The organism is Actinomycetota bacterium (assembly GCA_005888325.1).
Classification (GTDB): domain Bacteria; phylum Actinomycetota; class Acidimicrobiia; order Acidimicrobiales; family AC-14; genus AC-14.
Genome location: VAWU01000017.1, coordinates 63,676 through 78,096, shown reverse-complemented (window position 1 = coordinate 78,096; position 14,421 = coordinate 63,676). Strand labels below are relative to the sequence as shown.

The 14,421-nt window shown below is 71.0% G+C and carries 12 protein-coding genes and 1 pseudogene; 6 read left to right on the top strand and 7 right to left on the bottom strand.

All coding sequences use genetic code 11. From position 1 onward, the window contains the following. The first annotated feature begins 37 nt into the window (after positions 1 to 37). From gnd to E6G06_04010, 4 genes and pseudogenes are all read left to right on the top strand, one after another. Positions 38 to 1,084: a decarboxylating 6-phosphogluconate dehydrogenase gene (gene gnd / locus E6G06_04025; protein TML92924.1), complete on the top strand. Its 1,047-nt coding sequence runs from the start codon at positions 38 to 40 to the stop codon at positions 1,082 to 1,084. Between the two features lie 10 nt (positions 1,085 to 1,094). Further along, positions 1,095 to 1,970 (top strand): annotated as a pseudogene (locus tag E6G06_04020) (aldose 1-epimerase). Positions 1,971 to 2,013: 43 nt separating this feature from the next. Continuing rightward, entirely contained in the window at positions 2,014 to 3,657 is a 1,644-nt protein-coding gene (locus E6G06_04015; GenBank protein TML92923.1) for a glucose-6-phosphate isomerase, read from the top strand. A gap of 31 nt (positions 3,658 to 3,688) precedes the next feature. Further along, the gene (locus tag E6G06_04010) at positions 3,689 to 4,102 is read left to right on the top strand and encodes a nuclear transport factor 2 family protein (protein ID TML92922.1); all 414 of its coding nucleotides are present in this window, start codon (positions 3,689 to 3,691) and stop codon (positions 4,100 to 4,102) included. A gap of 37 nt (positions 4,103 to 4,139) precedes the next feature. Here E6G06_04010 and egtD read toward each other — a convergent pair whose 3' ends face one another. From egtD to E6G06_03975, 7 genes are all read right to left on the bottom strand, one after another. Beyond that, a complete protein-coding gene (egtD, locus tag E6G06_04005) occupies positions 4,140 to 5,126 on the bottom strand; it encodes an L-histidine N(alpha)-methyltransferase (GenBank protein ID TML92921.1) in 987 nt (328 codons plus the stop codon). Beyond that, the gene (gene egtC, locus E6G06_04000) at positions 5,123 to 5,872 is read right to left on the bottom strand and encodes an ergothioneine biosynthesis protein EgtC (protein ID TML92920.1); all 750 of its coding nucleotides are present in this window, start codon (positions 5,870 to 5,872) and stop codon (positions 5,123 to 5,125) included. The genes egtD and egtC overlap by 4 nt, the downstream gene beginning before the upstream one ends. 3 nt (positions 5,873 to 5,875) lie before the next feature. Beyond that, complete coding sequence (locus E6G06_03995) at positions 5,876 to 7,192, bottom strand: ergothioneine biosynthesis protein EgtB (GenBank protein ID TML92919.1); 1,317 nt, start codon at positions 7,190 to 7,192, stop codon at positions 5,876 to 5,878. Between the two features lies 1 nt (position 7,193). After that, a complete protein-coding gene (gene egtA, locus E6G06_03990; protein TML93039.1) occupies positions 7,194 to 8,420 on the bottom strand; it encodes an ergothioneine biosynthesis glutamate--cysteine ligase EgtA in 1,227 nt (408 codons plus the stop codon). A gap of 339 nt (positions 8,421 to 8,759) precedes the next feature. Further along, a complete protein-coding gene (locus E6G06_03985; protein ID TML92918.1) occupies positions 8,760 to 11,234 on the bottom strand; it encodes an ABC transporter permease in 2,475 nt (824 codons plus the stop codon). 18 nt (positions 11,235 to 11,252) lie between these two features. Further along, positions 11,253 to 12,239 (bottom strand): ATP-binding cassette domain-containing protein, encoded by a 987-nt coding sequence (locus tag E6G06_03980; protein TML92917.1) that lies wholly within the window; start codon positions 12,237 to 12,239, stop codon positions 11,253 to 11,255. Then, positions 12,236 to 13,198 carry an ABC transporter permease gene (locus E6G06_03975; GenBank protein ID TML92916.1) on the bottom strand — a complete coding sequence of 321 codons (963 nt, stop codon included), beginning with the start codon at positions 13,196 to 13,198 and terminating at the stop codon, positions 12,236 to 12,238. The genes E6G06_03980 and E6G06_03975 overlap by 4 nt, the downstream gene beginning before the upstream one ends. On the opposite strand from E6G06_03975, the gene E6G06_03970 reads away from it, so the two are divergent. Together E6G06_03970 and E6G06_03965 are read left to right on the top strand one after the other, a co-directional pair. Next, positions 12,987 to 13,904 (top strand): hypothetical protein, encoded by a 918-nt coding sequence (locus E6G06_03970; protein TML92915.1) that lies wholly within the window; start codon positions 12,987 to 12,989, stop codon positions 13,902 to 13,904. The genes E6G06_03975 and E6G06_03970 overlap by 212 nt on opposite strands. Positions 13,905 to 13,916: 12 nt before the next feature. Continuing rightward, the gene (locus tag E6G06_03965; protein ID TML92914.1) at positions 13,917 to 14,357 is read left to right on the top strand and encodes a hypothetical protein; all 441 of its coding nucleotides are present in this window, start codon (positions 13,917 to 13,919) and stop codon (positions 14,355 to 14,357) included. Positions 14,358 to 14,421 lie beyond the last annotated feature (64 nt).

The following is a 14,421-nucleotide window of genomic DNA, read 5'->3' as shown; positions in this document are numbered from 1 at the left end:
GCGTAAGACTGGCTGCGACGAACGGAGGAGCATCGCGATGCAACTGGGCATGATCGGCCTCGGGCGCATGGGCGCCAACCTGGTGCTGCGCCTCATGAACCAGGGTCACGAGTGCGTCGTCTACGACATCGACGCGTCGGCGGTGGGGAAGCTGGGCGACAAAGGGGCGGTCGGCGCCTCTTCGCTCGAGGACTTCGTGGCCAAGCTCGCTCCACCGCGCGCCGCGTGGATCATGGTGCCTGCCGCCTTCGTGGCCGCCACCGTCCACGAGTTGGCCGAACGGATGGAGCCGGGCGACATCGTCATCGACGGCGGCAACTCCTACTACCGCGACGACATCCACCGCGCCGCGGCGCTCAAGGAACGAGGCATCCATTTCGTCGACGTCGGCACGAGCGGTGGCGTCTTCGGGCTCGAGCGCGGGTTTTGTCTGATGATCGGCGGCGAGGACGAGATCGTGAAGCACCTCGAACCGCTCTTCGCGACGATCGCGCCGGGCGCCGGCGCGGCCCCGCGCACGCCGGGGCGCACCGGCGAGCTCACGCCGGCGGAGCAGGGCTACCTCCACTGCGGGCCCAACGGCGCGGGCCACTTCGTGAAGATGGTGCACAACGGCATCGAGTACGGGCTCATGGCGGCCTACGCCGAGGGCCTGGGCATCCTGCGCCGAGCCGACCTCGGCAAGGCGGAGCAGACGCACGACGCGGAGACGGCGCCGCTGACGCACCCCGAGTACTACCGGTACGAGATCGATACCGCCGAGGTGGCCGAGGTCTGGCGCCGCGGCAGCGTCGTCGGGTCGTGGCTGCTCGACCTGACCGCAGCCGCGCTACGGCAGGACCCCGACGTGTCGGCCTTCAGCGGCCGGGTGTCGGACTCGGGCGAGGGGCGCTGGACCGTGCAGGCCGCGGTCGACCTCGGCGTCCCCGCCGGCGTGCTCACCACCGCGCTGTTCGAGCGCTTCAGCTCACAGGGCACCGGCGACTTCGCCGACAAAGTGCTCTCGGCGATGCGCAAGGAGTTCGGCGGCCACGAGGAGAAGGCTCCTGCCGGGAGCGCGGCGCCCGACATCAAGCCGACGTGAGCCACACCAGGTGCTGACCATCGGGGCGGGTGGGCTGGAGGCGACCTTCGCGCCCGAGGTCGGGATGCTCGGCACGTCGTTGCGCTTCCGCGGCGAGGAGCTGCTCGACCTCTCGGGCGGGGTGGCGCGCTACGAGCAGGGCCATCAGACCGGGCTGCCACTGCTCGCGCCGTGGGCCAACCGGTTGAGCGGGTGGCGGTACGAGATCGACGGTGTCGAGGTCGATCTCGAGGGCCTGGAGCTCGGCACCGACCCCAACGGGCTTCCCATCCACGGCACGATGACGGCACAGCGGGGCTGGGAGGTGCTGACGTCGTCCGCGAACGCGCTGCGCGCCCGCTTCGCGTACGGCGCCCGGCCCGACCTGCTCGCCGCGTTCCCGTTTCCCCACGACCTGATCGTCGACGTCGCGGTCGACGACGGTGCGCTGCGCGTCTCGACCACCGTCGTGCCGACCGGTGACCGGGCGGTGCCCGTCTGCTTCGGCTGGCACCCCTACCTGCGGCTGCCCGGCCCGCCGCGACGCGAGTGGCGGCTGCTGTTGCCCGCCTGTGAGCACCTCGAGCTCGACCGGCTCAGCCTGCCGACCGGCGTCGCCAAGGCGCAGGCGGCCGAGGAGGAACCCGTCGGCGACCGTATCTTCGACGACCTCTACGCCCTGGGCGACGATCGCGTCCTCGCGATCGAAGGGGGCGGCCTCCGCGTCGCCGTCACCTACGATGCCGGCTACCCCTTCGCCCAGGTCTTCGCGCCGCCGGATGGCGGGTTCGTGTGCCTCGAGCCCATGACTGCGCCCACCAACGCGCTCGGCACCGGGTCGGCCCCGCTCGTGCCGCCCGGCGAGCGCTTCACCGCCCGCTTCTCCATCGTCGTGTCGTTAGCGCGGGCGCGGCTTGTGGACGGCGCCCCGGCGCCCGAGACTGCGAGGCGTGACCGCGAACCGCATCACGGCGACGGCGGAGTGGAAGGCGCTCGAGCGGCACCACGCCGAGGTGAAGGACGTCCACCTGCGCCAGCTGTTCGCAGGCGACCCTCGGCGGGGCGAGACGATGACGCTCGAGGCCGGCGCCCTCTACCTCGACTACTCGAAGAACCGCATCACCCCCGAGACCATGCGGCTGCTGCTCGCGCTCGCCGAACGGGCGGGTCTGCGCGATCGCATCGAGGCCATGTTCACGGGTCAGCGCATCAACGTGACCGAGGACCGTGCCGTGCTGCACGTCGCCCTGCGCGCCCCTGAGCACGAGACGATCCGCCTCGATGGCGACGATGTGGTGCCCGGTGTGCACGCGGTGCTGCGCAAGATGCAGGACTTCAGCGAGCGCGTGCGCTCGGGCGCGTGGACGGGCTTCACCGGCAAGCGGATCACCAACGTCGTCAACATCGGCATCGGCGGCTCCGACCTCGGCCCGGCCATGTGCTACGAGGCGCTGAAGGACTTCAGCGACCGCTCACTCACGGTGCGCTTCGTGTCGAACGTCGACGGCACCGACATCTGGGAGGCCACTCACGACCTCGACCCCGCGGAGACGTTGTTCATCGTGGCGTCCAAGACGTTCACGACCATCGAGACGTTGACCAACGCCCACACCGCGCGCCGTTGGATGCTCGACTCCCTGGGTGACGACGCCGCGGTCAAGAGCCACTTCGCCGCGGTCTCCACGAACACCGAGGAGGTACGGAAGTTCGGTATCGATCCCGCCAACATGTTCGAGTTCTGGGACTGGGTGGGCGGGCGCTACTCGTACGACTCGGCCATCGGCATCTCGTTGATGATCGCCATTGGGCCGGAGCACTTCCGCGACCTGCTCGCGGGCGCCCATACGATCGACGTGCACTTCCGAGAAGCTCCGTTCGACCGCAACCTTCCGGTGCTGCTCGGCCTCATCGGGCTCTGGTACATCGACTTCTTCGACGCGGAGACGCACGCGGTGCTCCCCTACAGCCAGCACCTGGCGAAGCTGCCGGCCTACCTGCAACAGCTCGACATGGAGAGCAACGGCAAGTCGGTCGACCTCGAGGGCAACCCCGTCGACATGCAGACGGGGCCCATCGTGTGGGGGCAGCCCGGCACCAACGGGCAGCACGCGTTCTACCAGCTCATCCACCAGGGCACCCGGCTCGTCCCGTGCGACTTCATCGGCTTCTCCCGCCCGAGCCACCACGTTGACGGCGGCGACCTCGGCGCGCACCACGACCTGCTGATGGCCAACTGCTTCGCGCAGACCGAGGCGCTGGCCTTCGGCCGGACGCCCGACGAGGTCGCGGCCGAGGGTGTCCCTGCCCATCAGGTGCCGCACCGCACGTTCGCGGGCAACCACCCGACGAACACGATCCTGTCGGACGCGCTCACACCTCACGTTCTCGGGCAGCTGATCGCGGTGTACGAGCACAAGGTCTTCACCCAGGGGGCGATCTGGAACATCAACTCGTTCGACCAGTGGGGCGTGGAGCTGGGCAAGGCGCTTGCCAACCGGATCGTCCCCGAGCTCGGGCCGCAAGCCGCCCCCGACGTCGACCTCGACCACGACAGCTCCACCAACGCGCTCATCCGCCGCTACCGCGCCGACTGAAGAGGGTTACCCACGAGGAGGAGAGTGGTTGATGGGCGAGATGATGAACCGGTTGCTCGGTGCGATGAACGCACACGACCTCGATGCGTTCGTCGCTTGTTTTGCGCCCGACTACCGAAGTGAGCAGCCCGCGCATCCCGACCGGGCGTTCCAGGGCAGCGACCAGGTGCGGGAGAACTGGGCAAGCGTCTTCGCCGGCGTGCCCGACTTCGAGGCGGACCTCCTGCTGTCTGCCACCACGGATGATGGTGTCGAGGTCGGGGAATGGCGCTGGCGGGGGGCTCACACCGATGGTTCACCGTTCGCCATGCAGGGGGTCGCCGTCATGGGGATCGAGGGCGAGCGAATCGCATGGGCCCGCCTCTACATGGAGGTGATCGAACAGGACGGCGCGGACATCGACCAGATGGTGCGTGACACCTACCGTCCGCCGGCGACCGAGTGACGATGTGCCCCCGACCGTCCCGTCCGGGGTGAGACCGTCAACCCACGAGTGACAAGGAGAGGCCGAAGTCGCCGGCCGCGTCGGTCCAGAAGCGGGCGGGCTCGAAGCCCGCGGCGGCGAGCTCGGCCTCGACGCCGGCCCGGCGGAACTTGCTGCTGATCTCCGTGCGCATCTGCTCGCCCGCGTCGAACCCGACCGTCATGTCGAGGGCGGGAAGCGTCACCGTCTGGTCGACCTGGGCGCGCAAACGCATCTCCACCCACTCGTTGTCGGGGTCCCAGCGGGCGACGTGGGCGTAGCACGCCGGGGCGAAGTCGGCGTCCAGCTCGCGATTGAGCACGTGCAGGACGTTGCGGTTGAACTCGGCCGTGATCCCACCGGGGTCGTCGTAGGCAGCTTCGAGCCGCCCGACGTCCTTCACCAGGTCGACGCCGAGGAGAAGGCCGTCGCCGGGGCCGAGACTCGCCGCCACCTGCGCGAGAAACGCGGCGCGCGGCCCAGGAGCGAGGTTGCCGATGGTGCCCCCGAGGAACGCGACGAGCCGGCGGCCCGCATTCGGCACCATCCCGAGGTGACGCTCGAAGTCGCCCACCACACCGTGCACCGCGACTCCCGGATAGGCCTTGGCGATGGTGGCGCTGGCGGCAAGCAGCGTCGCCTCACTCACGTCGAACGGCACGAACGACTTCAACGACCCGGCGCGCGCGAAGGCGTCGAGCAGCAGGCCGGTCTTGGCCGACGTCCCGGATCCGAGCTCGACGAGGGTGTCGGCCCCGGAGAGGGCGGCGATCTCGTCCGCCCGCTGCTCGAGGATCTCGCGCTCGCGTCGCGTCGGGTAGTACTCCGGCAGCCGGGTGATCTCGTCGAAGAGCTCAGACCCCCGATCGTCGTAGAACCACTTGGGCGGGAGCTCCTTGGGTTGCGCGGCCATGCCCCTGCGCGCGTCATCGCGCAGCGCGGCGGCCATATCGGCTGCATCGAGGTGGAACTCGACGGTGAGGGTGGCCGGCACGGGCGTGCTCATGGCATTTCTCCCAGAGAGGTGATGACGATGTTGTCGGCGCGCGCGTCGACCAGCGACCGGTCGGGAACCGCCTGCCAGCAGCTGTCGTCGTCGAACGGCTCCGACGCGACGACGATCCCGTCACCGCGCCGTACGAACAGAGAATCGCCGGACGCGGTCGCGGCCACGCTCCCGCCATCGGTGAGGACGAGGTTGAGCCGTGCCGTCGTGACCGCCTCGACCGTCGCGATCACGCCGGCCAGGGCCTCACCCATCGCGTCGCCCGCGTCGAGGCGATCGAGGACGAGTGCGAACAGCACCTCGGCGTCGGATGCGCCCTCGATGCCGGCTCGAGCGCGCTCGCTCACCCGTCTGCGCAACTCGATCCCGGGCTCCTCGCGGAACCCATCGACGGCGCCGTTGTGGGCGAAGAGCCACCGTCGAGACGTGAACGGCGGGGCGCCGCTCTCCTCGACGGGTGCGGGTGGTGTGGCGCTGCGGACGGCGGCCAGCACCGCGCCCGAGGCGACCACGCCCGCCAGACTGGTGAACGAGCGATCGGTCCACATCGGCCGGGCGGTGCGATAGCGCGCCGGCTCGGGCCGGCGGCCACAGTCGTACCAGCCGACCCCGAACCCGTCGGCATTCACGGTGCCGTGACGCTGATGGCGCGGGGCCCACGACTGGCGAAGCAACGAGTGCTCGGGCGCGAGCAGCAGCGCTTCGAGGGTGACCGGCGGACCGAGGTACGCGACGAAACGGCACACGGCTCAGACCGCGTCGCGCGCGGTGCGAAACCCGGCGAAGATCTGGCGGCGGATCGGGTAGTCCCAGTTGCGGAAGGTGTTGCGCGTGGCGATCGGGTCGGTCGCCCACGAGCCGCCCCTGAGCACTTTGTAGTCGGGGCCGAGGAACACCTCGGAGTACTCGCGGTACGGGAACGACTCGAATCCGGGATAGGCGGTGAAGTCCGACGCGGTCCACTCCCACACGTCGCCGACGAGCTGCACGCAGCCGTAGGCGCTGGCGCCACCCGGGTACGCGCCCACGGGGGCAGGGCCGAACTGACGCCGGCCGAGGTTGGCACGCGACGGTTCGGGCGCGTCGTCTCCCCACGGGTATCGCCGCTTGCGATCGCGCTCGGGGTCCCACGACGCGGCCTTCTCCCACTCGGCTTCGGAGGGTAGGCGACGGCCGCGCCATCGCGCGTACGCGTCCGCCTCGTACCAACAGACGTGCTGGACGGGCTCGTCGAGGTCGACCGCCGCCCGCCGGCCGAACCGGAGAACCGACCACGACGACGCACTCTCGCGTCGCCAGAACTCGGGATGCTCGAGGCGCGCTTCTCGGCACCATCTCCAGCCGTCGTCGCTCCACCAGCGGGCGTCGTGATAGCCGCCGGCGTCGATGAACTCGAGAAACGCGTGGTTCGTGACCGGTGCGGTGTCGATGAGGAAGGGGTCGACGTGCACCTCGTGTGCGGGCCGCTCGTTGTCGTAAGCCCACGGCTCGGTGTCGGTGCCCATCACGAAGGGCCCGCCGCCGACGAGCACCTCCGCGGGCGCGACCACTGCCCCAGCCGGCGGCGCTTCGACCGGCCCCACGTCGACGGGCCCGGCCTTGAGCTGCAGCGTCGCGAGCATCGTCTCGACGTGTTGGTGCTCGTGCTGGACGACCATCCCGTACACGAAGCCACGGCTCAGCAACGGCACTCCGGGATCGAGATCCACCCGGTCGAGGACATCGAGGGCGCGGCCGCGCACAGAAGCGATGTAGGCCCGGGCGTCATCCGGGCCCAAGAGCGGCAACCGGGGCCGGTCGGGCCGGGGATGCCGGAAGGCGTCGTACATGTGGTCGTACCGCGCACCGACACCCTCGTGCCCGAGCCCCCGCAGCAACCAGATGTCCTCGTAGTTGCCGACGTGCGCCAGGTCCCACACCAGCGGTGACATGAGCGCCGAGTGCTGCCGCCGCAGGTCGTCGTCGCCCAGCGGCTCGAGCAGCGCGAGCGTGCGGCGCCGCGTCGCGTCCAGCTCCGCCGCCACCGCGTCTTTCAATTGCGCGTCCTTCAACTGCGTGTCGTGCATCTCAGGCCACCTGGCGATCGGCGGCCCACCGGTCGAGCACCTCATCGGCCGGACAGCGGCCGCGGGCCACGAACCGGTCGAAGAACGCGGCACATGCGGCCTGCGTCTCGGGATCGGCGCCGAGCCGCGGGAGAGCCGCGATCGCGGCGACGAAACATCGGCGCGCCGATGCAGCCAGCGCCGGGTGTGAGAGCCCGAGGCGGGCGGCCTGGTGCCAGAGGTGGGCCGTGGGCGCGGTTGCCTCGCGGGCTACGGCTGCGGCCTCGGGGTCGTCGAGCAGCGCGGTCGCGACGGCCCCCGGCACGCGCCACCACGGCTCGGGCAGGGCGTCGACCATGCGCAGCTCCATCCAGCCGCGCAGGCGGACAGGCGGGAACAGCGTCGTCAGGTGGTAGGCGAGGTCGTCGGCGGTCGGGTAGCCGAGCTCGTGACCCCTCGACATCCACTCCTCGAACGTGAGGTGCTCGAACACGGGCACGAAGCGCTCGGGCCCGGCTCGGACGAGCATCACCCGTGCGCCGAGCGCGTACTGCGCCCACTGGTCCGACGGAGACGCAGTGCTCTCGGCGGCATCGTCACCGATGGCGAGGCCCGAGGTACACGCGGGTGCGGTACGAGTCCGGTCGATCGCGGCCCAGACGGCGAGTCGCGCCGAGCGCCAACGCGACGGCCGTCCGCCCACGATCGGTGAGTTGGCGCAGGCAGCGGCGAGGACGGGACCGATGGCGTGCGCGAGCTCCCAGCGCGCACCCGGCGTCCCCTCGCCCGTCATGTCCAGGTTGAGCTGGATGGACGCGGTGCCGCACATCATGCGCCGACCCGCGCTCCCGGCGCCGTCGAAGTATGCCTCCATCGCGTCGTAGCGCGGCCCGCCCACCACCCGCCGGCAGGGTCGGAACGGGTCGAGGCCGAGGCCGACCAGGTCGACGCCGGCGTCGCCGATTCGGCCGCGCAGGACGGCGAGGTCGGCGGCCACGGCGGCATGTGCGGCGCCGATCCCCGCCTGGGGCAACGAGCTCAGCTCGACCTGCCCCCCGGGCTCGAAGGTCAGTCGCCCACCTCTCGGCAGTGGGCCCGCGACCTCGGTCCGCAGCTGGTCGAAGCAGATGGGCCGGGCAGGGTCGTCGAGCGGCCAGGTGAGCCACTCCAGCTCGACGCCGAGGCGACCGCGTCCCGCGGTCGCGACGGCATGCTCACGGACGTGCCGGTGGACGTCGTCCGTGCGCAGGCTCGGTTGGCGGGAAGGCACCCCTTACCGGTGGCCGAAGTGCGCGGTGACCCAATCGAGATTGCGCACCGGCGCCGTCCAGAGTTGCAGGCCGATGGACCTGTCCTTCATCGTTCCTCCTGGTGTTTTCGTGTGGGGGACGCGACGACACTACGGCCGTCTCGCGGGTTGGGCACATCGCGCCGCCCGGCCGGCCCCGGAGGCCACGAGGGGCCGACAACCCCGGCAGCGCCTCCGGGCTCTCGGCCCAGGGCGAGGCGGCGGCCAAGCAGATCCTCTCCTGGCTGAACAAGAAGTTCCCCGACTAAGCGCGGTAGTCGGGCTTCGAGCGGATCAGCGTCACTCCGTCCGCAGGATCAGCGCCGAGGGGCTGCGGCCCGCCGCCCACGCGGGCAGGGCCGCGATCGCGTTGGCCGCGACGAGGGTGGCGGGGATCGTGAGCAGGATCGGAAGGGGGGGTGTGACCGCGTCGGCACTGACGCCGAGCTGGGTGGTGAACAGCGTCCACGCCCAGCGGCCTCCTGCGGTGCCGAGCGGCACCCCGATCAACAGCGCGATCGAGCTCAACGTCGTGGCCTGCCAGACCACCGCGAACGACACCTGCCGGCGCACGAACCCCAACGTCTTGAGCACCGCGAGGTCGCGGCGCCGGCGCCGCACGGAGCTGACGAGCGTGTGGGCGAGCGTGACGGCGGCGAGGAGCGCGAGCACTCCGGCGAGCACGCCCGGCAGGCTGTCGACGCGAGCGATGCTGGTCAGGTCGCTCGGGCGGCGCGCGGCTTGCGTCGGCACAGGGGCAAGCGCGGCACGCACGCGCCTGTAGGTCGCGGGGGCGTCGACCCCGGGCCGGAAGCGCGCGAGGTACACGTTGTGTTGCGCGCTCGGCAACAGGTCGGCGAGGCCGGCGAAGGTCGTCAGGGCGCCGTCGCCCAGCTGACCCGCGTCGCCGAAGTCGGGGAACACCCCACGGCCGACGACGCGCAGGCGCGCGGTGCGACGGCCGAGCCGGGCCGTGACGCTGTCGCCGACGCGCTTGTGCAGCTTGTGGAGGGTCCGCGCCCCGAGCAGCACCTCGCCGGGCCGGCCGGGGGGACGGCCGCTCACCACCGTGGGCACCACCTCGCCCCGCACCTGCTCCAACGCCAGGACGTCGACGCGGTGCCGGTCGAGCTCCAGCTGGCTGACGGTGCCGACTGCGAGTGCGCCCACCGCGTGATCGTTCGACAGCGCGCCCCGAAGCGTGAGGTCGACGGCGCCGGGCAGGCCCGGCGCGCCGCTCTTGATGTCCCAGTTCCATCCGTACAGCACCGGTGTGTCGAGCAAGCGGTGGAGGCTGGCGGCGAAGCTCCACGTTGCGGTGAGCAATGCGACCACGACCGCGACACCCAGCATGGTCGTGCGCACCGGCACCGCGGTCGCGCCCCGACCAGGCTCGAGCGCGAAACGCACCCCGACCACCGCGGTGGGCGGGACCTCCGTGCGGGTCAGCGACTCGGCGACCCGCGAGGGGCGTTCGTCGGCCGGCGCGGTTCGCGTAGAAGCAGTGTTGGTGAGCCGCGACGCGCGCCATGCCGCGACGAGCGTCAGCGCGCCGACGATCACGATCAGGACGAGTCCGCCGACGCCGAGCACGAGGCCGTCGAACGCGACACCCGGTGTGATCTCCGCGGTGCGTGCCAGCCCGACGGGGCTCAGCGGCGAGAGCGCGAATGCGATCCCCAACGCAAGCGCGCTGCCCAGCCCGGCCACCACCAACCCACGCACCAACGCCACGAGCGTCAGCTGACCGGACGTCATGCCCATGGCCCGCAGCACCGAGTGATCGCCCGCTTCGCCGACCGTCTGGCGCGTGAGCGCCTGGCCCACGATCACCAGCAGCGCAAGGGCCGTCAGCGCCGCGAGCAACCGCGACGCGAGCCCCTCGACCTTGACCGCGCGTTGCACCGCGGCGGTCTGGTTGGGTCGGGTGAAGACGAACGACGTCTGTCCCTTCGCCAGGCGGTCGACGCCGTCCTGGAACGCCGGGAGGTCGGCCGCACCCCGCTTCAGCCGCACGTACGAGAGCGGGCTGTCCACCAGCCGGCCCTGGTAGAGACGGAAGAACGCGGGGGTGAGGTGCAGCGGCGGCGCCAGGTCGGGCCCGAGGGGCGGGAACTCGGCGGGCGAGGCCTCGATGCCCACGATCTTCACGGTCACGAGCGGGCCGTCGGCCACCTGTTCGATGACCGGTGCGGCGCCTTCCGCGACCTGCAATCGCCGCGTGAAGCCCCCCAGCAGCTCGGCGGCCACCCGGTCGAAGCTCCTGCCACGCGTGAACCGGAGGCGCAGGGTCGCGCCCACCCTCAGGTGCAGGCGCTCGGCGAGCAGGAAGCTCGCAGTCGCCTCGTCGACCCGTTCGGGGTTCGCGGGCCGGCCCGCGAGCATCTTCCACCGCTCAATGGTGTTGCCGAGGCCCGCGTCGCCGTGCGCGATCGGAAACATGTCGGTCGGGCCGAGCAGTCGCCCGCTCTCGGTGCGCCCCGCGAACAGCAGGTACACCGCGATGCGCGAGGTGCTCGCAACCTCGGGTAGGTGATCGACCGCGTTCAGGTCCACGTTTCCGACGAACAGGAACTGGCTCTGACCCACGACGAGCACGTCGGCCGCATTCGACGCGGCCGCCAGGCGCGGGTACGCGTCCTCGGTGCGACGCGCCCCCGCCAACGCCGCCAGTACCACGCCGCCGCCGATGCCGACGACGAGCGCGAGCCCCAACCACGAGCGCCATCGGGCTCGCAGCTCGTGGCGCGCGCGGATCCAGACCGGGCTCAGCACTTCAGCTGCACAGCACGGTCAACTGCCGCTGATGAGCGCGGCCAAGCGGTCGACACCGACCAGCTGGCGGAAGTCGTGGGGCGTGTACCCGGTGACGACGGTGTGGACCCGCGCTCGCGCCGTCGCCGAACGGCGGAGGCCGAAGAGAGGCGCCAGCTCGCCGAAGTAGCCGCCGGCCTTGACCCCCGCGACGAACTCCTCGCCGCCATCCGAGAGCTGGCGGACGAGCTCGATCTCACCGTCGTCCACCGTGTAGACGAGATCGCCCGGCTCACCCTGGGCGAAGAGCACATCGCCGGGATCGAGCTCGCGACGCTCGGGCGGACGCGACTCGCGGTCGACTCGGGGACTGAGCTCCACCACCCGGTCGGCGAGCGGGATCATCCGCTCGTCGTGGGTCGCCACGACGACGACTCGACCCGGGCTGGCCACCTCGCGGAGGAGGCGCAGCACCCCGTCGACCTGCACGTAGTCGAGATGGGCGGTCGGCTCGTCGGCGAGGAGCAACGGCGGCTCGTACGCCAGGGCGCGGGCGATGGCCACGCGCTGCTGCTGGCCGCCCGAGAGGTCACCCGGCCGGTGCTTCACGCGATCGCTGAGGCCGACCCGCTCGAGCAGCTCGGCAGAACGGCGCCGCGCCTCGCGACCACTCGTGCCGCCCGCCCACATGGGTGCTGCGACGTTCTCGAGCGCGGTGAGGCTCGGAACCAGGTTGAACGCCTGGAACACGATGCCGACGCGATGACGCCGGTACTGCGTGAGCGCGTCACCGCTGAGCTGGGAGACCTCGACGTCATCGAACCGGATCGACCCGCCCGCCGGCTTCAGGATGGCGGCCAACGCCGAGAGCAGCGTGGTCTTGCCGCAGCCGCTCGCGCCGAGGAGCAGCACGAGCTGGCCCGACTCCACGTCGAGGTCGAGCGCGTCGATGGGGCGGACCACGTAGCCGCCGCTCGAGTACTCGATCCTGAGGTCACGGATGCGAAGGCCGCCCGCAGTGCTCATGCGCCGCTGAACGCCAGCGCCGGGTCGACGCCGACGGCTCGGCGTAGCCCGGCCACGCTGGCGAGCGTGCCCACGACGACGGCGATGACGAGCAGGCGTAGGTACGCGCCCGAGGGGATCTCGACGGGGAACGGGAACGACGCGGCGAGGGGCTGGGCCAGCACCGCGGCCGCGATGGCGCCCGCGAACGACAGCACGACGGCCTGGAGCGCGAGGCCGACGAGCAGGGCACGACTCGACGCGCCGGTGGCCTTCAACACCGCGAAGTCGCGCACCCGCTCGAGCGCGGACAGGTACACCATCGACCCGATGATGCCCGCGGCGACGATCCAGAGGAGAGCGTTGATGAAGGCGATCGACTGGTTCCCGCTCTTCGCGACCCGTGCGAGATCCGATATGGCCTGCTGGTCCGTGACCAGATGAAGGCCGTCGGGCACCGTCCGGGGCACACCCTCGGTGATGAAGGCCGTCGCGAGCGGCTGCCCCGCGAACGCGAGCGCCTGTGCGTCCTCTACCGGCATGAGCAGCGTGGGGACGCCGAAGTTGAACCTCACGCGCGATACCAGGCCCACCACACGGAGCCGGTGGCCGTTGGCGACCACGCGTTCGCCGACGCGCAGGCCCAGCGCTGAATCCGCGAGGGTCTCTCCTCGCCCGCGTAGCGCCCGGCCACGAACGACGCGTGGTGCCATGATCCCGCCCGGGCGATAGCCGACTACGTTGACGTCGCGCACGGATTTCTCGTGGATGGTCGAGCGGAACAGCACGACCGGCTCGGCGCGGGCGACGCCGGGCTCGACCGCGACCTCGTTCGCGAGGCCGGCGGGAATCACCGACGCCGTGGTGAACGGGCCCGTGCTGCCGGCGGCCACGACCCATGCGTCGGTGCCGAACAGCCGCACGATGCGGTGGTTCGCGTTGCTCAGGCTGGAGCTGGCGCCCGACAGCAGCAGCGTCATCGCGAACACGAGCGCGGTGGCAGCGACCGCGATCGTGAAACGGCGCCGTCGCCACTGGAGGTCACGAACGCTCACACGCCACACGTCGGATGAGTTTCTACACCTTCACCCACGTGGGATCGCGGGGAGCTCTCGCCCCTGGCCGACCGGCACGTCGGCCACGCAACGTAGGGGCCGGCGCGGCGGACGGACTGCCTCTGGACGCAGGCGACCCCGGGGGGCAGACTCACGGACGGCGGTGCGCCGTTCACTCGGGGGTGTCAGCACCATGAGCACGACTGTCGCGGGGGGCCAGGCGGCACCGCCTGCGACACCGCGACCCGCACCTCCGCGACCCGCACCCCGGCGCCCCGGCCTCGGCATCGTCGTGACCGCGATCTGGGCCGCCTTCGCGATCGCGGCGCCGGCGGTGATCATCTACCGCCACTCGCGCGACAACGACGGAGGCGCCGCCAAGGTGGGAGGCGACACGGTCACCATGGCGCAGATCGCGTTCAAGCCCACGACGCTCGTGGTGGCGCGCGGCACCAAGGTGTCGTTCGTGAACAAGGACAGCGCACCGCACACGGTCACGCAGAAGGGTGGTGGCATCGACTCCGGGGTGCTCAACCCGGGCAAGACGTTCACGCTCGAGGTGAATGACGCGTTCGAGTACACCTGCACGATTCACCCGAGCATGAAGGCCAAGGTCGTTCTCTCGGGCTAGGGAGGCGTGTACGTGGACGTCATCGAGTTCCTCAACGACATCACCGGCAACAACCTGCTGCTGTGGAAGGTGATCCTCACAACGGTGGTGTTCGCGCTGGCGGGCATGCAGGTGTTCTTCGCTGCCCGGTTGTGGAACGTCTCGACCTTCCCTCCGATGTCACCCGCCGCCGCGGCGCGGGTTCACCGCATCAGCGGACGCCTGGCGGTGACGCTCGGTGCCGTCGTCGCGTTCTCGTGCCTGGCCGGTCCGGCCGGGCCCACGTCGCCCACCCGGGTGCTGCTCCACTCGATCTTCGGCACCCTCGTCTTCGTGATCCTGACCGCGAAGTTCGCGGTGCTGAAGCTGCTCAGATCCGGAGGCGACCTCCTCCCCTGGATCGGCAGTGCCCTGTTCCTCACGTTCGCCGCCATCTGGGCGACGTCCGTTGCCGACTACGTCTCTGCGAGGTAGCGAATGCGCGTCGTCAAGAAGCTCTCGCTGATCGGTCTCGCCGTGGGTCTGGGCGCGGGTCCCA

What these genes read in the sequence shown, in the direction of transcription:
- gnd (TML92924.1), top strand. Translation starts at nt 38, where the DNA reads ATGCAACTGGGCATGATCGGCCTCGGGCGCATGGGCGCCAACCTGGTG.
- E6G06_04010 (TML92922.1), top strand. Translation starts at nt 3,689, where the DNA reads ATGGGCGAGATGATGAACCGGTTGCTCGGTGCGATGAACGCACACGAC.
- egtD (TML92921.1), bottom strand. Translation starts at nt 5,126, where the DNA reads ATGAGCACGCCCGTGCCGGCCACCCTCACCGTCGAGTTCCACCTCGAT.
- E6G06_03995 (TML92919.1), bottom strand. Translation starts at nt 7,192, where the DNA reads ATGCACGACACGCAGTTGAAGGACGCGCAATTGAAAGACGCGGTGGCG.
- E6G06_03980 (TML92917.1), bottom strand. Translation starts at nt 12,239, where the DNA reads ATGAGCACTGCGGGCGGCCTTCGCATCCGTGACCTCAGGATCGAGTAC.
- E6G06_03970 (TML92915.1), top strand. Translation starts at nt 12,987, where the DNA reads ATGGTCGAGCGGAACAGCACGACCGGCTCGGCGCGGGCGACGCCGGGC.
- E6G06_03975 (TML92916.1), bottom strand. Translation starts at nt 13,198, where the DNA reads ATGACGCTGCTGCTGTCGGGCGCCAGCTCCAGCCTGAGCAACGCGAAC.